This window comes from Bacteroidales bacterium, from assembly GCA_014860575.1.
Lineage (GTDB): Bacteria > Bacteroidota > Bacteroidia > Bacteroidales > JAAYJT01 > JAAYJT01.
Genome location: JACZJK010000046.1, coordinates 1 through 22,666, shown reverse-complemented (window position 1 = coordinate 22,666; position 22,666 = coordinate 1). Strand labels below are relative to the sequence as shown.

The 22,666-nt window shown below is 42.1% G+C and carries 9 protein-coding genes; all 9 read left to right on the top strand.

Going from position 1 to position 22,666, the window contains the following annotated elements:
* Nucleotides 1-350 precede the first annotated feature (350 nt).
* The 9 genes from IH597_12590 to IH597_12550 all read left to right on the top strand — a co-directional run bounded on the left by IH597_12590 (nt 351) and on the right by IH597_12550 (nt 22,487).
* Nucleotides 351-6,455: a T9SS type A sorting domain-containing protein gene (locus tag IH597_12590; GenBank protein MBE0663288.1), complete on the top strand. Its 6,105-nt coding sequence runs from the start codon at nt 351-353 to the stop codon at nt 6,453-6,455.
* 142 nt (nt 6,456-6,597) lie between these two features.
* Nucleotides 6,598-8,382, top strand: coding sequence for a tetratricopeptide repeat protein (locus IH597_12585; GenBank protein MBE0663287.1), 1,785 nt, complete (start codon nt 6,598-6,600; stop codon nt 8,380-8,382).
* Between the two features lie 240 nt (nt 8,383-8,622).
* Nucleotides 8,623-8,781: a hypothetical protein gene (locus IH597_12580; GenBank protein ID MBE0663286.1), complete on the top strand. Its 159-nt coding sequence runs from the start codon at nt 8,623-8,625 to the stop codon at nt 8,779-8,781.
* Between the two features lie 286 nt (nt 8,782-9,067).
* Nucleotides 9,068-9,895: a T9SS type A sorting domain-containing protein gene (locus tag IH597_12575; GenBank protein ID MBE0663285.1), complete on the top strand. Its 828-nt coding sequence runs from the start codon at nt 9,068-9,070 to the stop codon at nt 9,893-9,895.
* Nucleotides 9,896-9,926: 31 nt separating this feature from the next.
* Nucleotides 9,927-10,448: a hypothetical protein gene (locus IH597_12570; protein MBE0663284.1), complete on the top strand. Its 522-nt coding sequence runs from the start codon at nt 9,927-9,929 to the stop codon at nt 10,446-10,448.
* 66 nt (nt 10,449-10,514) lie between these two features.
* The gene (locus tag IH597_12565) at nt 10,515-11,069 is read left to right on the top strand and encodes a hypothetical protein (GenBank protein MBE0663283.1); all 555 of its coding nucleotides are present in this window, start codon (nt 10,515-10,517) and stop codon (nt 11,067-11,069) included.
* Nucleotides 11,070-11,082: 13 nt separating this feature from the next.
* The gene (locus tag IH597_12560; protein ID MBE0663282.1) at nt 11,083-12,696 is read left to right on the top strand and encodes a carboxypeptidase regulatory-like domain-containing protein; all 1,614 of its coding nucleotides are present in this window, start codon (nt 11,083-11,085) and stop codon (nt 12,694-12,696) included.
* Between the two features lie 610 nt (nt 12,697-13,306).
* Nucleotides 13,307-18,106, top strand: coding sequence for a T9SS type A sorting domain-containing protein (locus IH597_12555; protein MBE0663281.1), 4,800 nt, complete (start codon nt 13,307-13,309; stop codon nt 18,104-18,106).
* Between the two features lie 307 nt (nt 18,107-18,413).
* Nucleotides 18,414-22,487, top strand: a complete 4,074-nt coding sequence (locus IH597_12550; GenBank protein MBE0663280.1) for a T9SS type A sorting domain-containing protein — start codon at nt 18,414-18,416, stop codon at nt 22,485-22,487.
* Nucleotides 22,488-22,666 lie beyond the last annotated feature (179 nt).

Sequence of the window (22,666 nt, the reverse complement as noted above, 5' to 3'; positions counted from 1 at the left end):
GGTCACTAACCTACCTACTCAGATTCATTCCAAATTGAGATAAGCTATTGCGTAAGGCCTCAGAAAAGCACTAATTTTATTGCTTGTAATATAATGGTTATCGGCCCCATCGTGTAACCGCGAGTGCATGCAAACTGGCAAGACTTCCTTTCAATGAGCATACATTCCTCTTATCCTTGTCTCCGGAAATCCATTGTGAGCTAAAGAATACGTTTTGAAATTTTGAACCAATTCAGCTCATTTATTTTGCTTATTGAAGCTGTTATCATTAGCTGCTCGTAATCTATAAATCATTATCAATTGACATCATAACATTCTTATTATCCTATCATTAACAAAACCCATCTGAAATGAAATCTCAACTTCTACAATTGACAAAAATTGGTGCAAGCATTGTTTTCTTTATGATGCTTACATCTGCTATGGCACAGGAATCTTTTCCTCAGCTAATTGAATCTTCAACTTCTATAGGGTCAGTCATTGAAACTGATCTAAACTTCTTCGCGGAAAAACAGGCTATTGTGCGTTACAGAGAAGTTAAACTTAATAATTTAATTTCCTTGCCTAATGCTTTTAGTGTTGATGACAAGATTTTATTAAACCTTTTTGAGAACACTACTTATACAGCAAAGGTAAGGAGCATTGAAGAAAATGTAATGGGAACCGTTGTAATTACTGCTGATATAATTGAGGCAAATTATGCTTATGCAATACTTAGCACACACGGAGGACGATCGCTTATCAATGTTTTTATCCCGGAAACCGGCAGTCATTTTCAGATCATAAGCGATCCGGTTACACTCAAACACTACCTGATTGAGATTAATTCATCCCTGATAACTGCAACTGTTGAGTATCCTTCACTTATTCCGGGTGAGCTTACGTCTGAAGATATTGAAGAACAAAAAAGAATAGAGAAGGAAATGGACTATACAAAATCAGGACCTGGCGATCCTGCCACCATTGATGTAATGATTGTTTACACGCCGGCAGCCCGCAACTGGGGCAATGCAAATGGCGGAGGCATCTTTAATTGCGTTGCAACGGCAGTAGCAATCGGAAATACAGCCCATGCCAATAGTGCGACCATTCTTACTATCAGATTAGTGCATACGGCAGAAATAACCTATACTGAGAGTGGGGACGTTGAGTTGGATCTCAACCGTCTTACCCTTACCGCCGATGGACATATGGACATTGTTCACACCTGGCGCAATACTTATGGAGCCGACCTGGTGCAGTTGTTCTCAACCATGGGTGGTGGAATTGGCTGGTTGTTGAATTCGACTGCAGGAAAGCCTGCTGATGCATTTTCAATTGCCGGTGTTAGCACTTCAACTGCATATACTCCAATTCATGAAATGGGTCATAACATGGGCTGCGGGCATCACAAAGATCAAAACTTTCAGGCTGGTCCTGGATTATATGATTATGCAGCCGGATGGAGATGGCAAGGTACTGATGGCGTTTGGTACTCATCGGTAATGAGTTATACAGCTGCCGGAAATTTTCCGTTAAACCCTGTGAACTCAACCAGGGTTGGCCATTTCTCCAATCCTTCCGTCAACTTTATGGGTGTTGCTACCGGACATGCAACCGATGGTGATAATGCCCGTGCTATTCGTAACACCAAGCATGTAATTGCAGCATACCGCTCTACAGCAACCATCAATTGTATTGTATGTCCCGGATATGATTTTGCGATTAGTCCCGGAAATTCATGGTCCACCCACGCTTCATCTTTTGCTGCAAGTGGTTGTAAAATGTATCGCATTTCAGTGGAACAGGGGCGAACTTATACCTTTAAAACCGGATGTGGAGATGGTGCAACTGCGAACTTCGATACTTACATGCATGTTTATGATAATAATTGCGATCAGGTGGCGTATAACGATGAAGGTTGCGAAGATCACAGATCTATTGTTACCTGGATGGCTACTTATTCAGGGTATGCCTACGTAAAAGTGAGAGGCTGGTCTGGAGCAGGTGGGTCTTACACTATGGCATACCAAAAAACTGATGAATTAACGTGGCAGGGAGATATTAGCACAAACTGGAACACAGCAGGTAACTGGGATGGGAATGTGGTACCTGATAATACTTTTGATGTTATTATTCCTACAGGCGCTGTAAGACAACCTTATGTATCGAGTGCCAATGCCTCGTGTAAAAATTTGACTTTAAATTCAGGAGCAACCTTAACAATAGGTGCATACAATCTTGAAATAGATTATGATGCTGATATCTATGGAACGCTCACAATGAACAATACAGCATCTAGACTTTATGTTTATGATGATATCAGGTGGCAATTAGGCTCTTCGGCTTCAGCCACCGGAAGTGCCACGATTTATGTATATGGAGACTGGGATTTTATGGATGGTGCAAATGTTTATCTAACAGCAGGTTATGTAGATTTTTACGGTACCAGTCTTGCTTACATCCGGTCTAAAGACTCTGACAGCCACTTTTATCATGTGCGAAACCATAAAAGCGGGACTTCACTTAGTCATAGTGCTGCTTCAACATTTCCGTGCCGGTTAACGGGTAACCTCTATATCTATTCAGGATGTACACTTACCAGTTATTCAAGCCAGAGTTTCATCATTGGCAGTTTTGTAAACAATATGAGCGGAAGTATCGCTCTTGGCAATGGTACATTTATATTCGATGGATCCTCTGGCTCTTCCTCCTTCGTTGCAGGAGACTATTTTAACAACGTAACCATCAGTTCATCCGGCACAACTACTTTTAACCAAGATATTGAAATCAGGGGCAATCTATTGATCGAAAGCGGAGCTCTGGGGCTAGGAAGCACAACCCTTTCAATCATGGGCAACTGGACTAATAATATCGGAACGGCAGGCTTTGTTGAAGGAACCAGCACGGTTGTTTTTAATGGGGGCAACTATCATCAGTATTGTTCAACCGAAACATTTAATAATCTGGAAGTGAACAAGCCTCTGGGTGGCGCCTTCAGGGTGTCTTCCGGCACAGTAACCTGTAATCAATATAACTGGACAGCAGGTGCCATTGATGTAGATACCGGTACATTTACCGCCCTTGACCTGGCCGATAACGGATTAGACGGGGGCTACTGGGTGAACCCAGGGGCGACAATAAACCTCTATCAGGATGCTTTGCAATATGTTGACCTAAGATGCCATCTCAACTTTAATGGTGGAGGAACTATCAATGTGTATGGAGGTAATGGATACAGCTATTGGCCTTTTGGATATAATGCCTCCATTACTATGTCGGGTGGTGTACTTGATTTTAAGGATAATGGCATCCTTATAAATAATACCGGGGCCTTAACGTTAAATGATAATATTACAGGTGGAACCATCCGAATGTCGCGTGGATTCCTGGGTGAAAGGGCAGACTTTACACCCGTTGCCGGTACATTTGAGTTCTATGGTTCTGGTGATTATTTAATTTCCCAGGCCAATGGTTGCACATTACCGAATGTTAAAATCGATAAGAGCGCGAAAGAGAGTGGGGAAAACAATATCAACGGTCCGGTGTATGACGAACGCAGCGGTCATTTGCTTACTGATGGTGGCAAAGCCAACACCATAACCCTTGGTTCCAATTTTGTAATAACAGGAGATTTAAATGTTGATGCAGGCAGTTTTAATTTGAGTTCTTATACCTGTAATGTAGAAGGAACAACAACAATCTATGGACAGTTAATCATGACCAATACGGCAAATGATTTCACCACTGTTAATATGTATTGGGAAAATGGTTCGTCAGCGAATGTCACTGCAGGTACATTTCATTCCGGAAACTGGGCATTTAGAGAAGGAACTACTGCAAAACTTGGTACCGGCAATACTACTTACATAACCTCCAACATGATTTATCCTACAAGTACCGACGCCGAATTTGGTAATTTGGTGAGGGGGCCTTTGTCAAAAAATTTGAGTGTGAACGTAACCGGAAAAACCTATTATCCGACAAAAGTGATGGGTTATTACACAGTAAAAAGCGGGGCCTCATTATTTTTCTTACAGTCCGGTGCTGGTATGATTGTGGCGGGGAATGCTACTATTGAAAATGGGGCCAGCATTTCTTTCAGCGCTGCCGATTTTCAGGTTGGCGGAACTTTGAATCTTTCCGGTACGCTGTCAGTTTCTAACGGGTGCTCAGCGAGCGTTCAGGGTGAATTTGCCTTTCCGTCAACAGGGTTGCTTAATTTAAACCAGGGTACTTTTACTAATAATTATAGCACAAGTAGCGTATCATTAGCCGGAACTCTTCAGCTAATAGAAGGCATTGTTGAATTTCCAAACCGGTCAGTTTCGATCTCCAGCACTTTCAATGACCAGATTAGCGGGGGAGTTTTCAGGGTCGGAAAAACATTATCAGCAAATTCTGCCGGCACGTTCCAGCCCCTTGCCGGAACTGTTGAATTTGTCAATACAAGTGCGGGCAACTATGTTCAGGTAACCAATGGAAATTATCTTCATAACATGGTGCTCGATAAACCTGGTTCTTCATTCCAGGTTTACGATAACCTTACAATAAAGGGAAGCTTATTTATTGATGACGGCGTACTGAACTCTAACAATAAGACTATCAGTATTGGCGAAAATTGGTACAACAACGTTGGTACTTCAGCTTTTAATGAAACCAACAGCAGGGTGATATTCAATGGAACCACAGCGCAGTTCTGTTCTACAGAGGATTTCCATATCCTTGAAGTTAATAAACCAATGGAGTTGCTTTACAACCTTGCTGAGCATAATATAAACTGCCAGATTTACGATTGGACAAGTGGAGGTATCTGGATTTCACCCGGAAACTTTACTGCTTATGATCTGGCCGATAACGGCCTGTTTGGAACCTTTGCCATTTATTCTGGTACGATGAACCTCCACCAGGATGGTGCTCAGTACGTAGATATCAATGGTACAGTTATTATAGGAAGTGGAGCAGAATTGAATGTTTTTGGCGGTGCTACTACCAGCTATTGGCCTTATTATGATAATGCCACGGTATTTATGACCGGTGGTGTTCTTGATTTTAAAGATGTAGGCATTCTTGTTTATAATTCACCAACCTATTCTTTTACCGAAAATGTTACGGCTGGAACTATAAGAACCACAGGGCACATGTCGGTTAACAACCTGAATTTTACACCTTCAGGAGGAACTGTTGAACTCTATGGAGGTTCAGATGCCGGAATTGCAGTAAGTGCAGGACATTTCCACAATGTTTTAATTAATAAATCCGGAGGAGATGGTTTGAAATCAGAACCAGTGTTAGAAAGAAATGGAAATATCACCGAGGGAACCAGAGCAAACACTGTGAATGTTACCACAGACATATTAGTAAATAATGATTTGACAGTTGAGATTGGCTCTTTAAACTTGATCGGAGTTGATGTTTCAGCCGGCGGTAATGTGAATGTAAATTCAGGCGGGACAATTGTTCTAAACAATAACAGCAACCTTCTGCTGGCTTCCGCAAAAACGCTTTCAATCAATACCGGAGGAACACTAAATGCAATTGGAAGTTTGGGCGCTGAAGCCCGCATATCCAGAATTTCCACAGGAAATTATGGTTTTAATATCAATAGCGGAGCCACCATTAGCGCAGAGCATACCATTTTCGAATACATGAATACCAATGGAGTAAATGTTAATTCAGGTGGCATTGTTGATCCGGCGAGGTCGTTTACAAATTGTAATTTCCGCAACGGACAAAGTGGGGGAAGACTGTTAACCATCAACAACAATCAAAGCCTGTTGCTGAGTAATGTTGTTTTTCCGGGAAGTACGGGTTATTATAATGTTTCAAAAACGGTGGATGCAGGTGTAGTTACCCTCTCCGATTATAGTGGAGTTTTCGCCGGACCAACAAATGAGCAGGACACTTATGGACGCATTCACTGGACAGGTCAAATATCGCCAACTGTTGACCTTGATGGTGTTTTAATTGGTTCTGGACAGGACCTGTGTTTTGAAGCCTTGCAAACCATCACGGTGGGAGGTTCGCAAAGTTTTGTTGTTGAAAATGGTGGGAATGTGAACCTTGTAGCCGGGCAAAACATACGTTTGCTTGAAGGCACTCATATTCATAACGGCGGTTATTTGCATGCATGGATCACAACCAATGGCATCTATTGCGGCAGTGGATCATCAATGTTAGCTACAAGCGAAGCATTACTTGCAGTGCCAGCAAATGAAATCATAAAAGATAAGCCTGGTTTTGGAGTATATCCCAACCCGACAAAGGGAACATTTACTTTGGAACTCTATGATATAATTGAGTTTACAAGCATTTCAGTTGAAGTGTTTGACCTGATAGGAAACAATGTTTTTTCGGTGGAAGAACCGATAGCCAAAAGCTATATCTTTAATCTTGGCGACAGCCAACCGGGTATTTATCTCATCAGGGTTACAAATGGAAGTTATGTTGGAATAGAGAAAGTCATCAGGCAATGATATTGCTTTAGTGCTTATTATTATTGAACAACATTGTGATAATCATGATTGCAGGTAAGCTTTTTACAACCTTGCCTGCATATCATGATGGGTTTTGTGGCTCTGCTATGACTTTGTGTTTTTTGAACATCATAATATCCGTATGATCCGCTTGTTCCTGTTGTCATTATTTTTAACATCATTAACGTTAGGTGCAGCTCCGTTTGATCCCTTGGAGAAGGAGCGTTTGTTAAAGCAACTGCCTTCCGACACATCAAAAGTTATTCTCTTGATTCAGCTTGGGGAATATTTTGGAAGTATTGATCAGGAGAAAGCCCTTGTTTATCTGCATGAAGCATACCTTCTTTCAACTGAGTTGGAATATAAAAAGGGAATTGCAGGTAGTTTTCTTTTTCAGGGAAGGGTATATTACTATAAGGATGAATATGATATTGCCCTCAGGTATCTTGAGCAGGCCCGAAAACTTTTTGAGGAGATCGGTGATGATGATGGGCTTGCCAATTATCGTTTCGCAGTTGGTAGTGTGTATTCATTGCTTGGAAATTATAACAAAGCTATTGAGAATTTCCAGGAAATGCACATGCTAAGTAAACAAACAGGGAACAAAAAACTTCAATCAACATCCCTGATTAGTCTTGGAACACTTCACATCGAGCGTTCGGAGCCGGTTTTGGCATTGTCCTATTTGATGACTGCCCTTGGAATTGTTGAGGAATTGAACGACAAAGGAGCTAAAGCACTTATTCTTTCAGGTATGGGAAGCGCTTATGCCAGCATGCATGATTACGACTCCGCTCTGCTCTGCCTGAAACAAAGCTTCTCTATACGATCACAATTACAGGATAGTCGCGGGATGGCGAGCTCAGAATATACTATAGCCGATATATATTTGCAAATGGGACTGCTGGATGATGCACTGCACAGCCTTTATGCCGCAAAAAAAAATTATACATCCCTCAATGAACAAACCGGTGTATGTATCTCGATTCTTAAAACGGCTCAAACCCTCGAAAAAGCAGGTTCGAAAAATGAAGCTCTATCTGAAGCTTGCATGGCCTTAGACCTGGCTATGGAAATGAAGAACCCTTTGCTGATTCATAATTGTTATGAAACTCTATCGCAAATATCAGCCTCAACCGGTAAATATGAAGATGCATATCAATACCTATTGATGAGTGCTGGTATCAAGGATAGCTTATCAATTATAAACAATGAGAAAGTTTTCAGGGAGTCAGAAATGAAATTTCAAACAGCCAGGAAAAACGATGAAATAGAAATTTTGAAAAGCAGAAATGCTATCCAGCGAAAGCAAAACCTTTTACTGACCATTTCAGTAATAGCGGTGATGGCCATTCTTTTACTTTTATACTTTCTTTTCAAGCTAAAAACCAAAGCGCTGAAAAAGCAGGAGATGTTGAATGATCAGGAAAAAATAAACAATCTGCAGAAAGCTGAAATACAAAGAAGGGAACAACAATATCTGGAAGAACAACTGGAATCGAAAAACCGTGAATTGGCATCAAAAGCGCTGGAGATGCTGCGAATTAATGAAACCCTGGGCGATGTTATAGAAAAACTTGAGCAACAGTATCTTAAAAACAAAGATCAGAACGAACTTTCCATACAAATCAAAAGCATTATTGCAGGTTTAGAAGCCCAGCTTAAAAATAGCACATGGAATGAATTTGAAAAGATTTTCCGTAATATCCACTCTGAGTTTTTTCAGAAATTACTTGCTGTTTGCCCGGATCTCACACCGTCGGAGATTAAAACAGCAGCCTTTCTCAAATTGAATCTTAGCAGTAAAGAAATTGCTGCGATTTCTTTCAAATCAGAAGCGGGTATCAAGTCAACGAGATATAGGTTACGCCAAAAACTAGGCCTGCATTCTGACGATAACCTCGTCCCTTTTCTTATGCAACTTTGAACACTTTAATGCTAAATCAATAGCTCAGATATTCTACTTAGAACCAGCCTTGGCGTCATTGGTTTTTTATCAGTTTATGGCATGGGTTGAGCCTGTGATTTTCAGCATACATTTTCCATAATTTAATATGGTTTTAAAATAATGTCACTTTTTGAAACCGCTATTAACACCTTTTGGAACCTGAAAAATTTGCACCTGCCTCTTGATCCGGCTTAGCTTTGCGACGAATAAATCACTGTTATGAAAACAGTTAAGAAGCCCAGGAAAGCTGAAACCAAGGTGGCTGAAAATAATCTTGATTTTGAAAAGAATCAGTTGGAAGTAACCAGGCAGAAAACTGAAGATCGCAATTCAGCACTGATAAAAATCATTAAGCATTATCAGAAGAATGACAAGTGAACAGTTTTTTTTAATTCATCAAATAGTTATCCGTGTGAATCCTTTTGTAGAATCCAGGCAGCAAACATTTTATAAAACAGACACAGACAAGCCAATAAATAACAGAAACAAAAACCTTTTGAAGAATCACAATACAGATACGGAAAAACCGGAACCGAGAAAAAGGAAAGGAGGATTAATGATGTAAGCTTTACATACAAATGCCTTGATCCGATATGGTCAGGACGAGTTTTTTATCGAAAATCAAACCAAATTAATCAATCAACCATTAAACAAACTATGCAAAATGAAAACAAAGATATTACCATTACTGTGGATCGCAATTTTAGCCATACCTGCTTTATCACAGGTACCCAATTCCAGTTTTGAAGATTGGACATTGAATTTAGGAATCCTGGCGCCCGATGGATGGACAATCAGCAGCGACGAAGATTATCCGAATGTTCTGCGAAGCAATGAAAGTTACAATGGAGATTATTCAGTTGAATTGAAAGTAGTTTATGATCCAGGTATGGAAATGAATACTGCCGGCTTCATGTTCACTGATGGCAATTTCCCCGTTAATGAAAGGTTCCAGTCACTTACAGGATACATCAAAGGCAACATTATTGGGTTGGATAGCTTAAAGATCAATGTCAGCATGTGGCTTGACGGGGAAATGATCGGCTTCGGATTATTGCGTTCACTGCAAAGCCATACAAACTGGACTCAGTTCATTCTGGACATTGTTTACGCGACCTCCGATACACCGAATGAGGCTTTTATCGCTATGCAACTCGGGCAGTTCATCGGAGGTAATATTGGTTCATATTACCTAATAGACAAGCTTGAGTTCTCGGATGAGACTTCCGGAAGCAGGGATCCTTCAAACCAAATTAAAGTATATCCCAACCCGGCATCAGATCTACTCTATTTTGAGAACCTGAATATTAAAGGTTCTGCAACAATTAGCCTGATAAATATCATGGGATGTCTGGTTTATAAAAGGCAATTTGGCGATAACCAGCAGTCAGGCATAATTGACGTTTCTGGGCTTAGCGAAGGGGTTTATTTCATTCAGGAAATGAGAGAAAATCAGGTTACCGGATATAAAAAATTGATCGTTAAGCATTAATGATATAAAACAACCAAAAAACTTCTTAACCATGAAACACCTTAACCAATCTATTGTCAGATTACTAAGTTTATCGGTGCTGTTATTTTTCTTTTTCTTCAATTCCTGCCAGCAAAGTTCTACAAAGTCAAGCGAAAAATTACTCGAACAGGCCATTGAAAAAGAAACAGGCGAAGATGCAACTGTTAAACTTAATAAGGACGGAGCTGTTTTTGAAACCAATGGCCATCGGGTTGAAATTGATGCAGAAGCAAAAAAATGGCCGGATGAAATCCCAGCCGATGTTCCCGAATTCAAGTCAGGAAGAATTGACGGGATAGGACTCAATATCTCTAATGATGGCACACGGGCCTGGTCAATCATGTATAAAGATCTGCCCGAAGACTATCTGGATCAGTACAACAAACTGCTCCGGCAAAAAGGATTTGAGACCAACTTCATGAACTTCGGGCCTTCACAAGGAGCCATCAGCACCGAGAATGAAAAATACTCCATCATGTTAATGAGCATGGAAGAAGGGGCAGTTCTCACGGTTGCTTTATTGAATCCCTGATCATTTTCAAAAAACTTTGATCAAAGCAAAACCTGTCAATTTCTTTAACCATTTAAATCAAGTAAAATGAAAACAAATAGTTCATTATCAGCTAAACTGGCAATTTGTTTGCTGGTGTTTATCATCTCCGGTTCCCTCAGTGCACAGGTGCGCATGGGTGTTTTACCGGTAAACGTCAGTGCAGTGCAGCATACAGCACTCAACAATCAGCAATGGAATGATTTTGCTGTGCAAATGCAGGAACATTTAATCATTCAATTGGGTGTTGTCGGCCAGGTCAATCCTTTAACACGCGAGCATGTATTGCTAGCCCTGGAGGGCATGCCCAAACTCAATCCTGATAACCTGAATGCGGCAGCCATCAAAGAACTGGTAAAAAGAGAAAAATACAACTATCTGTTATTTGCATCTTTTGAGTCAATAAAAGTTACCGATAAAGAAATACTTATTCCGGCAAACATCATTCTCTACGACGACAAAGGTGGAAGTCATTGGAAGGGAAGAGTTGATATTCAAGGCCCCAGGCCTGCAGAACCACTAAATGAGGATAAACTATTGAATGAGGTGGTGAAGCCTTCGCTTGAAGATGTATTGGAACAGTTGCGAACCCTTAAATATTAACACTTCCCAAACCATGAAAACAAAACGCCGTGTTATCTTTTCCTTGTTGGCATTCATGGCGATGACCCAAGGAATACTGGTTGCCCAACATCCTGATTGGCAATTAAAAACATCCATCACAAAGAATTCTCCTGAAGCCGAAATGGTTATCCGGGTGGGCGACATTGACAATTTCGGTTTTGATTTCGAAGAGGGCTACAATCCCTTCTCGGGCGAACCTACCGACCCACACGGCTTCCCCTGGGAACCCGATCCCGCTGACCCCGACGGCACCGACCGCATCATGGTGGTATCAGGTTTCAAAGGCGACCCATCGGCTTCGACCGATGGTTATACGCAAAGCACTTCACGGCCTGAAAATTCAGTTAGGCCAATTGTTTTCAGCTTTCCGACCGAAGGCATAGCGGTGAATGCGGCTTCGCTGCAACTGTTTGTTGATGATTTTCAGGCCCCGGTGTTCAAAACCAAATTCACGGCCACGGTCAACGGAATACGTTTCGCCGAACTTGAGAAAGTGCTCAATTCTTTGAACCAAACCGGGCCTGTCGGAAAACTGGTGACCGTGACCTTTCATCCCGAAATGCTGGAAGCTGTTAGACGTGGCAAAGTTTCAATCCTGATTGATGATGCCGTCACCGGCGCGGGCGATGGGTATGCCATTGATTTTGCCCGTATCCTGATCAACCCCAAAGCCTCGGGAAACCGAAAAATTTCGGGTAAAGTAAGCGATAAAACCACTGGCAAACCGCTGGAAGGCGCAACGGTGTCGTCATCTGGAATTGTGAAGGCGATTACCACATCCGAAGGTGTTTATACCCTTACCGGCGTTCCGGGCGGGTTCAATTACGTAACGGCTTCGAAAACAGGCTATGCATCCTCAATGACCACCGTCGAAGTATCGGACAGCAAAGCAGGGACATTGAATTTCCAGCTTGAAGCCGTGGCTGAGCCTGTTATTACGGATACCGTTAAACCTGTTCCACAGGTTGTTTACGACAAAGTTGATGACTGGAAAAAGAAACGGGTGATCATGAAAAACACACCTGATGCTGAGCTGATGGTAAGGGTGGGCGATATTGACAACATCAACAGCGGGTTCGCCCAGGGTTACAACCCTTTCTCCGGTGAACTGACCGAATGGAACGAATTTCCCTGGGAAGTTGACAAAACCGATCCCGAAGGAACTGACCGCATCATGGTGCCTTCATCCTATAAATACGGATCCGAAGCATGGACCGATGGCTATACCGAAACATCGCTACGTCCCGGCAATCTTCCGAAACCGGTGACACTCGAATTTCAGCCTGTTGACATTACCATTAATTCCGCTATTTTACAGGCTTTTATTAACGATATCCAATCGGTTTCGTCTGAAAGCCTTTTCACTGCTAAATTGGACGGCGTGATGTCGGTTGGACTTTCGAAACTGATTAACGAAACCGATATGACCGGGCCGGTAGGTAAAATGGTGAGCTACCGGCTTACCCCCGAAGAGGTGGGAAAACTGAAAGACGGCAAGTTTAAAATCCTGATTGACGATGCTACCACCGGCATAGGCGATGGGTTTGCCATTGATTTTGTGCGCATTCTCATCAACCCGAAACCTCATGTTAAAGCTTCAAAATAAAATAAAATAAAACAGAAAACAATGTTAGGTTCTGAAGCAGAAGTGATGAAACTGGTAAGAAATAACACGGCTTTTCTCTTAGTATCTGAACTGATTGCCAGAACAAATTGCCGGTTTGATAAAATCAATAAGTCTTACCGGCAATTTGAAAAGATTCTAATATGCGGGCATAGCTTGTGATACTATTTTCCGATCACAATTGAAAATCATTAGAATCCGTGCCTTTTGACTAATTGAATGTATCCTTTTGTGACCTTAAAACATATTCTACGGGTTGCAAATAATAATTCATTGCCAGCAAATACTCAATGAAAGCGGGCGAATAATAATTTAAATTGAGTATTGGGATGAAAGCAAGAAAAAATAATGGAAATGCTATTGCATTTGCCTGTTTCTGGTATTAATTTTACAGACAGGTTTTTACGAATGGTTATTGGCCTTATCGAAACCGTGAGTGCATGCAGTATATAGTCTGAATTATTGTGCAAGCACCCCTCTTATCCCTAATCCTGATCTTCCATTCCTTTCAAAGTCGGATTTTGATTATAAATTCATAATACGAATATTGTATGTTTTAATAAATTTCTCAAACACCATCAAACCAATCGTTATGAAAACAAAATTAAGAAGCTTTACAGCTAAGATGTTATACATTGCCTGTATAACATTGTTTACCAGCAGTTTGTCTGCCCAGTTTTCTGGCGGAACAGGAACTCAATTGGATCCCTATCAGGTTGCAACTGCAAATGACCTTAATAATGTCAGAAATTATCTGGGATCGCATTTTATACAAACGGCGAACATTGAATTGGATGTTTCACCTTACAATGAAGGAGGTGGCTGGGTTCCAATCGGCAATAGTTCATCCAAATTTACTGGTAGCTACAATGGACAGAACTATAGCATTGCCAACATATTCATCAACCAGCCGGCTACTGATTACATCGGCTTGTTTGGATTTATTACCGGAACAGCAGAATTAATGAACCTTGGTATTATTGAAGCTAACATAACAGGTAAAAATTATGTGGGCGTCATCGTTGGTTACAATGAAGGCACGATAAGCAGAAGTTACTCTGCCGGTATTCTATCTGCCAATCAACAAGCTGGCGGGATCGCGGGGTATAATAATGGAAATACAGCATCCAGGGTAGGTTTGTTAATCAACAGTTATTCATTAGCTTATGTTTCTGCTACAGGTGCAACTGGTCGTGCAGGAGGCCTGGTTGGTGAAAACTATTATGCAACAATTACAAACTCTTATGCATCCGGGGGTGTTTCAGGCAATAATTCAGGGGGACTGGTTGGAGATAATAACAATGGCAGTTACAATGGTAGCTTTTGGAATTCAGAAACATCTGCCAAGTTATCCAGCGCTGGCGGAACCGGCATCACGATGGCTGAAATGAAAACCGTTTCAACATTCACCAATGCCGGTTGGGATTTTGGAACCATTTGGTCAATTACTGAAGGGATATCCTATCCTAAATTACAAGCCAATCCACAATCGCCCGAACCTGGTCCCAGGCCATTTTATATCAACACGATCCAGGATATGGATAACATCAGGAATTTGCTGCACGGACATTATATCCTTACCAAAAACCTCGATTTCAATGATGGTAATAGCTATGCCCAGATCAATGATTGGCAAGCCTATAAAACCGCGATGACTTCAGGCACTGGTTTCGATCCTTTGAGCAACTCCACAGGTAAATTTATCGGGCTTTTTGATGGAGGCGGGTATGCAATAGGCAATTTGTTCATAAACAGACCTTCTACTGACTACATTGGAATTTTCGGATTCTTAGGTGGCGCAGGTAAAATAAGAAGAATTGGAGTTGAGAGTGTAAATGTTACAGGCAACAACTATGTAAGCGCTTTGGTAGGGTATAATGAAGGCACTATCGCAACAAGCTATTCAACTGGTATTGTCACTGCGAGCAATCGGGCTGGAGGAATAGCAGGATACAATAATGGGAACACCGAAATCCGTGTCGGATTGGTAATAAATTGCTATTCACTGGCTTATATAGCTGCTACAGGTGCAACTGGCCGATCGGGAGGCCTGGTTGGTGAAAATTATTATGCCACTATTACAAATGCTTATGCATCCGGGGGTGTCTCAGGCGTTAATTCAGGAGGATTGGCTGGGTACAATATTAATGGGTTCTATAACAATAGCTTCTGGAATACCGAAACCTCTGCACAATTAACAAGTGCAGGCGGCAACGGAATTACAATGGCACAGATGATGACAAGCTCCACTTATACAGATGCCGGTTGGGATTTTGCTAATACCTGGTCAATCACAAACGAAGTAACATATCCGTGGTTAAAAGACAGCCAGCCAGTTCCCTTACCTGGACCTAATCCCTTTCCAATAAACACAATACAGGATCTCAATAATACCAGGACTTTTCTTCACGGGCATTACAGACTGATGAATAATCTTGATTTTAATGAGAATGCCAGCTACACTCAAATTGAAGGATGGGAGGATTTTAAGACTTCAATGACCACAGGTTTGGGGTTCGAGCCAATCGGAAATTCTACCAACAGGTTTATCGGGTTTTTTGATGGTAACGGTAAAGTCATTGCTAACCTATATGTGAACCGGCCTGCTGCAGATTATGTAGGTTTATTCGGATATATAGGAGGGGCAGGCGGTATAAGACAAGTTGGGATGAAACAGATAAATATCGTCGGACATAATTATATAGGATCATTTGCCGGTCAAAGCCTCGGAAAAATCGCAACAAGCTATACAGCCGGCAATCTGCAAGGCAACCTTTATGTAGGTGGGTTCGCCGGCAGACTCGACGGAAATATCACACCAGGTCTGGTAGTAAACAGCTATTCACTTACCAATGTATCAGGAAGCCAGCGTGTGGGAGGTGCAATTGGATGGAATTATTATGCAACAATCACCAATTGCTACGTTGCCGGTGGTGTAAACGGTGCTTCAAACTATGGCGGACTGGTGGGCTATAACAATGCAGGAGAGGTCCTAAATAGCTTCTGGAATATTGAATCAACCGGTCAGAGCTCAAGCCTGGGTGGAACCGGAATTTTGACCGGAGAAATGATGCAGGCGTCAACATTCACAAATGCCGGATGGGATTTCACAGATGTATGGTCCATACAGGAAAATGAGTCTTATCCCTGGTTAAGACAAAATATACAAATACCCTTTCCTGCTCCTATACCCATTGAAATTTATACCATTCAGGATTTAGATAATGTGCGAAACTTATTGCACGGCCACTATAAACTGATGAATGACCTTGATTTTAATGACAATGGTAGTTATGCACAGCTTGCAGGTTGGGAAGCTTTTAAATTGAGCATGACAACCGGTGAAGGTTTTACGCCTATCGGGAATTTGAATGATAAATACACCGGGTTTTTTGACGGAAACGGACATGTTATCAGCAACCTTTATATCAACAGACCGACTACAAATTATATCGGACTCTTTGGATATTACCGGAGCGCAAGTAGTATCAGAAACCTTGGCCTTGTAGATATATTGATAACCGGACAGCACTATACCGGGGCATTCGCAGGTCAAAACGATGGCAATATAGTGGGTTGTTATGCAAGCGGACTGTTGAATGGAATAGACTATACCGGAGGCATTTCCGGTAAAATTGATGCCATTAATTCTCCAGGGGGCAATATCTTGAACAGCTATTCTTTTGTGTATATTGAAGGTGAAGCACGGGTAGGCGGGATTACCGGATGGAACTATTATGGATCCATTACAAATTGTTATGTTATTGGAGGAATAGTGGGTAGTTCATACGTTGGGGCATTGGTTGGTTACGCCAACGCAGGAAGCGTAACCGGAAGTTTTTGGAATATTGAATCCAGTGGTCAAAACACGAGTGCCGGTGATGGATACGGAAGCTTAACGTGGCAGATGATGATGAAATCAACTTTCCAGAGTTCGGGTTGGGATTTTGAAAATACCTGGGAAATCAATGAGGATGTATCCTACCCATGGCTGAGGCAAAACATCCAAACTCCCTATCCCGGTCCAACGCCTATTGAAATCTATACCATACAGGATCTGGACAATATGAGAAATTTTATGCATGGCCATTATAAGCTCATGACCGACCTTGATTTTAATGCCGATGCCAGTTATGCACAGGTTGAGGGCTGGGAGGCATATAAAGTAACTCTTACCACTGGCGAAGGGTTTGAACCAATTGGCAACACAGTGAACAAGTTCAGGGGCTTGTTTGACGGTGACGGGCACAAAATAAGCAACCTGTATATTAACCGGCCTTCTATGGAAAATGTAGGCTTATTCGGAGAGTATTATACTGCCGGGAACATCAGCAAGCTCGCATTGCTCAATGTAAACATTACAGGCAACAATAATACCGGAAGCCTGGTTGGTAAATGTTCCGGCAATCTTTTCAGTTGCTACGCAAATGGAATTGTTCAGGGTGCAAATTATGTTGGTGGCCTTGCAGGATTAATTAATAGCGTTAATAGTCCGGGTGGTAGTGTCCAAAACTGCTATTCGCTGGTTTCAGTTTCTGGTACTAACTACGCTGCAGGGCTTATAGGTTGGAACTATTACGGAGATATTCAAAATAGCTACGCCTCAGGTTCAGTAAGCAGTGCATCTAATCCGGGAGGATTGATTGGCAGAGCCAATGGAGGAACCGTCATTGACAGTTATTGGAATACAGAAACTTCGGGTCAGAGTAGTAGTGTAGGAGGCATTGGGAAAACCACAACACAAATGACTCATCCTTATGCAGACAATACATATTCAAGCTGGAATTTCATAAATATTTGGGCTGATGATGCCGGGAATACACAGAATAATGGTTATCCTTTTCTCGGCTTTCCGGAAGTTTATGATACACCTGACCTGATGCTTATGAGTGGCCAGAGCGATTGTTATGAATCAGAGCAGACTGTTACACTGGCTGGAGGTGGAACCGTAGTATTAATAAAAAGTGGCGCAAGTCTTGAAGTTGTAGCTGGCGCAAACGTACGGCTTCTTGACGGTACTGTTATTCAACCAGGCGCTTACTTTCATAGCTGGATTTCGGATGAACCGGGCTATTGCAGCAATACAAGGAGTTTATTGGCCACCGGCTATGATAAATCTGATGAAGATACTGATGCACAATCTGTTTTGGAAATGATTCGTATTTACCCAAACCCCTCTTTAGGCAATTTCAGTGCAGAACTCTTAGACAGTGAATCTTCCGGCAAAGTGCATCTGGAAATTTACAACATGATCGGAGAGAAAATCATAACAGTTGAATTACCCGAAACAAATAAGATTTTATTTGACCTGTCCGACAGAAAACCGGGTGTTTATTTGATAAGGATAACATCAGGAATCAATTCAATCATCACAAAACTGATCCTTCAATAGCTGGTAATTATAAGGTTTCCGCTAGTTAATACACCGCTGAAGCTTACAAAGGGTGTTATTGGTATTTCACTGCCAGCGCAGATTAAACTGTTAGCCAGCGATGGATTAACTTGATTAAATCAGGTGATTATTATCAATTGTTTTCATGCATTATTTCTTCCTGTTTGAGGTATTATATCTTCCGTTATGGAGCAATACTATTCTGACAGTAAGCAATATTTCCGATATTACTTTATTGACATCAGGGCTTTCAGAGAGTTAACTTTGTGAAGTATTAAAGGGGAACGATTAACCAAACCAAAATCATATGAAAAATCAAATTTACTATTGGGTATTGCCCACTAGCTTTATTGTCATTTTATTACTGATGATTTCAGTAAATAGTGCAATTGTGGCACAACAAAGCATGCAGCCACGCGATGTAATTCCCGGTTATGTTGGCTGGGCTGGCAATCCGGATACACTTACTGTTCATATTGATAGTACCTTCACAGAAGCAGAAAAAGATTCTGTGAGGGTAGGGATTCAAAGATGGAATGCTGCCGGCTGTGTGCCTGCGTTAAAAGAAGTTAGCTCTCCGCCGGCTAATGTTACTGTAACTGAAGGTAATCCTGGCGATGGGAATGCCGGAGTATATGCATGGGAAACCGATGCCGACGGTAAAGTAACCGGTGGCACAATCACTATTCGCAACAACCCGAATCCGGGTCTTGTGGAAACAGCGACCCATGAGCTTGGACATGCGTTGGGACTTGATGATGTTGATCAGGCTGCCAATCCGGGTGATGTAATGAAAGGCTCAGGACCGCCAAACGGAACAAATGGAAACTTATCTCAGCACGATAGCACTGAACTAAGGGCTGCTGTGGCGAGTATCACAGCACTTTCTGATCTTTCAGATAAGAAGAAGGTGGCCAATTTCCCAAATAAGGCTTCACTACCAGGGCAAAATAGTTTGATAGTTTTTCAGTTGGATGAAGTTTATCCCCCAACTACTGAAGCAAATGTGATGTCTCTGGAAGATCCTCTACTCACAGTTAACAATTTTTTCCTTAATGGAGATCAGCTGGTAGTAGATGTTTTCCTGCATCCTATGCATGGTTCCGGGAAATACTATCTTGATGTTCAGATATTTCCGCCTTTTCCTCAGCCCCCGGTATCATTTATCGGATTTCATTATGTACACCAGAATCCGGCTGATCCGGTGCCTTTCAATGCGCCCTGCAATATATTCCAGACACCTGATGGCAAGGTGCATGTTTATTGGCAAGGTTTGCATGATTATCCCTTTCCTAACCCACTCAGAGCCATGTTAACTGTAAATGGGGAAGCTCATTATCTGACCCGAGGTAATTTCGCCATTGATCTGCCTCCGGGTAATCATACTTTTATGTTGCAGGTTCACGATTATCAAGTGAATAGCAGTGTCTTTGTAACCACATTTGAGGTTGGTTCACCTACTGATTTTTTTAACCCGGGAAGTGAGCCTTTTATTGTATATGATATTTTGAAGTTTGGTGTGGATGGCGATTACCCGGAATTGCCTCCTGACTTCTTCAATCCGGGATCTGAGCCTTTTATCGGGGAAATAAAGCTCAAAGGTGCAAATTCAAACGGCTTGCAAGAACCCTCACATGATGTGCTGATCGAAAGACTTTCAGAAGTAGAATTTACTTATCCTTACCCATCTACCGCAACTATTCCCATAGAGATAGTTGAACTGCAACTGGTAAGCACACAACCTATTCAGGTTACATATGGAGGTAGTTGGACGGTTGATTCCTTTTTTGATGTATACTATTCTCTTTCATCTCCGGTTCCGGGAACCGCTGAAATCACGAAAGAAAACCTGCATGGAGGTTCTTATACCATGGAGTTTTCGCTTCACCCACTTATCCTTTTCGTGAATACAGTAAACCCGGACCATGTGGTGGTTTTTGATCCGGCCTTTCATGGATATCCAATGCTTGACTTTAGTTCAATAGCGCCTCATCCGTGGTCACATTCACCTATGCCAGGCACATTTGATCCCTCTTCAGAAGGCTTTCATGTTATGCAAACTCTGGCAGGTTCGAACCTTTACCTGAATTCCCTTCTTGCCCGGGATGATGATTTCGTAATGGAAATGAACGAGTTGGGAGAAGTTGTTGAGTCTGAAGGAAGTGGTTATAATAACGGGGAATGGTACTATTACCCGAATACCGATTGGTGGAATGTTTGGTTTTTTGATCATCCGGTTGATGATACAAGATACAAGGTAATTAATGGTTCAATCAACATTCAGACACGGGATATGAACCTGCCAGCTTACGCTGAAATAGTACTTAACTGGTCAACGCCTGCATGGCAGGGTTGGCCGGCAATACAAAGACCACCACTGCCTGGTGATGTAGCGGATCCCACACTCGAAGATCTTTACATAGTGCGCTCTGCCCCGATTTTTGTAGGTTCCATTTCAAATGATATGACATTTGCGATCGAAGATTTTATTATTGAAGGCTATAATCCGGAATGGATATCAATAGATATACGCGGTGCTAATTTTATATTGAATGGCTCATTGCAGCATAGCTGTTTCAAGAAACAAAACTCGCCTGTTCCGTCCCAACCTTCAGACTATGAACTCAGGGTAGGAGACTGGCTGGTAGCAGAACCATGGCACCAGTGGATTGATGGAAGTTTTGGTTCGGTGACACCCGTCCAGCTTCATGTGCATGATCCGGATGATCAGATTGAATTGGTTGAATTTGAGCATAACATTGACAATGACGGATGGGTAATGTTTGATTCAGATGATGATGGTGAGGAATGTACAGCTTCTCCGTATTTCGATTGCGATGAGATGGCTGATGGCTGGAGTGGTGAATTTGTGGCGCCTGTTCTTACCTCCAGTGTAATGGCTGAGTTCAGGGCTAAAGTAACGCTTGACAATGGGGAAGTGGTTTTTGTAGATTCATTTTTCGATGTGATGCTTGATATTAATCCACCTTCAGCCGTGTCCGTGAATGTTGAAGATCACCAGGTGCTTGAAGAAGATGAGTTTGAACTCCAGATCAATTCCAATGGAACAGTTATTGATTCGGTTGTGGTAATCGTTGAGAAAAAGCAAGAAGAATTTCAGAAAGGAATTGACACTTTAAGTCAGCGCAGATCATGGCGCACAGGATATAAGGAAGGTGGCGATAATCATTGCGTTCCCACTGCTGCGGCAGCCTGCCTAAAATATTTTGCTGACAGCGCCGGAGATGATTCTATTATGGATGGCCTCACACCCGACCAACTTGTTGATCTGTTGGCCGCTCTTGCACGAACAAACGTAGGAATCTGGGGAACGTACTATTCCAAAATTGCCTCTGCCTTGCGCGCCTGGATTGCATACACAGGCGGCAATTATACAGTTCGGGGCCCAATGGGCTATGACTGGAAAACCATGCGGAATGAACTTGAGCGTTCGCAGGATGTGTTGCAAGGCATTCGCTGGCCCGATGGCGGTGGTCACATGATGACCTTCAACTCAATAGTGAACAGACCTCTTGAGAACGGCAAGATGAAGATTGACTTTATGGACCCATGGACCGGTGAACTAGAGTATGGCGAACTGGATACGGTTACAGGACAGGTAACTGACTTTACCGGAGCAGGGCCTGAAGGTAGATTGGATTGGACGATCATAGTTTGCCCTAAAGAAACCAAGCGCCTGCCTGACGGCGGTCAGAAAAAAGCTGGTCCAAACCCCCCATCGATTCAGTTGAATTTCCCGAACCAAGGTTTACATTGGCTCAGAATTGAAATTCTCGATACAGACGGCAACAAATCCAGGAAGGACATCATCGTTGATCGCGTGTTCACTCAACAACAGATTGCAGGAACTGTACCTGCCGGGCAGGAAGATTGCCATGATGGCACTGATATAATCACAACAGGAGGAGATACCCCCTATGTGGTTGAAGATGGAGGCTCAGTCACGCTAGCCGCTAAAAAACGGGTTGAAGTCACTGATTATACACATTTCAAACAAGGTTCGTATGCGCATTTGTTTATTGCTGATGAAGCTTGTTTGCTTGAGCTGGAGAATAGTTTAATCAGAGAAGAAAACGAACTTGCCGGGGAATTTATGTTAGACGACTTGGCTAACGATCTTTTCTTTAATGTCTTCCCCAATCCTACTCCAGGCCTCTTCACTCTGGAAGTCAAAGATATTGATGAGCCAACAAAAATTGTAGCTGAAATTTACAATCTTCTTGGTGAAAGAATCCTGAAACAGGAATTGCCGGCAATGGAGCAATACCATTTCGATATTTCCGAACACCAGCCCGGCATTTACCTGATCCGCGTGATGATGGGTGATGAGGTAGGAGTGGAGAAGATTATCAAACAATAATTGATCGTTGTTGAGCCATTCCGTTAATAGTCTTGAAATATTGAATTTGAGATTATCCCGCCAGGATTTAAAATCCCTGGCGGGCTTCTTAATTCTAAGCTGTTCTGAAAAAATCCGCGGTACATTAACCACGTCAGTAACCACATCATTTGTCAATTAATTGCTATGCTTTTATTTCG

Bases quoted from the DNA above. Each gene is read 5' to 3' on its own strand.
- IH597_12590 (MBE0663288.1), top strand. From the start codon at position 351: ATGAAATCTCAACTTCTACAATTGACAAAAATTGGTGCAAGCATTGTT.
- IH597_12585 (MBE0663287.1), top strand. From the start codon at position 6,598: ATGATCCGCTTGTTCCTGTTGTCATTATTTTTAACATCATTAACGTTA.
- IH597_12580 (MBE0663286.1), top strand. From the start codon at position 8,623: ATGAAAACAGTTAAGAAGCCCAGGAAAGCTGAAACCAAGGTGGCTGAA.
- IH597_12575 (MBE0663285.1), top strand. From the start codon at position 9,068: ATGAAAACAAAGATATTACCATTACTGTGGATCGCAATTTTAGCCATA.
- IH597_12570 (MBE0663284.1), top strand. From the start codon at position 9,927: ATGAAACACCTTAACCAATCTATTGTCAGATTACTAAGTTTATCGGTG.
- IH597_12565 (MBE0663283.1), top strand. From the start codon at position 10,515: ATGAAAACAAATAGTTCATTATCAGCTAAACTGGCAATTTGTTTGCTG.
- IH597_12560 (MBE0663282.1), top strand. From the start codon at position 11,083: ATGAAAACAAAACGCCGTGTTATCTTTTCCTTGTTGGCATTCATGGCG.
- IH597_12555 (MBE0663281.1), top strand. From the start codon at position 13,307: ATGAAAACAAAATTAAGAAGCTTTACAGCTAAGATGTTATACATTGCC.
- IH597_12550 (MBE0663280.1), top strand. From the start codon at position 18,414: ATGAAAAATCAAATTTACTATTGGGTATTGCCCACTAGCTTTATTGTC.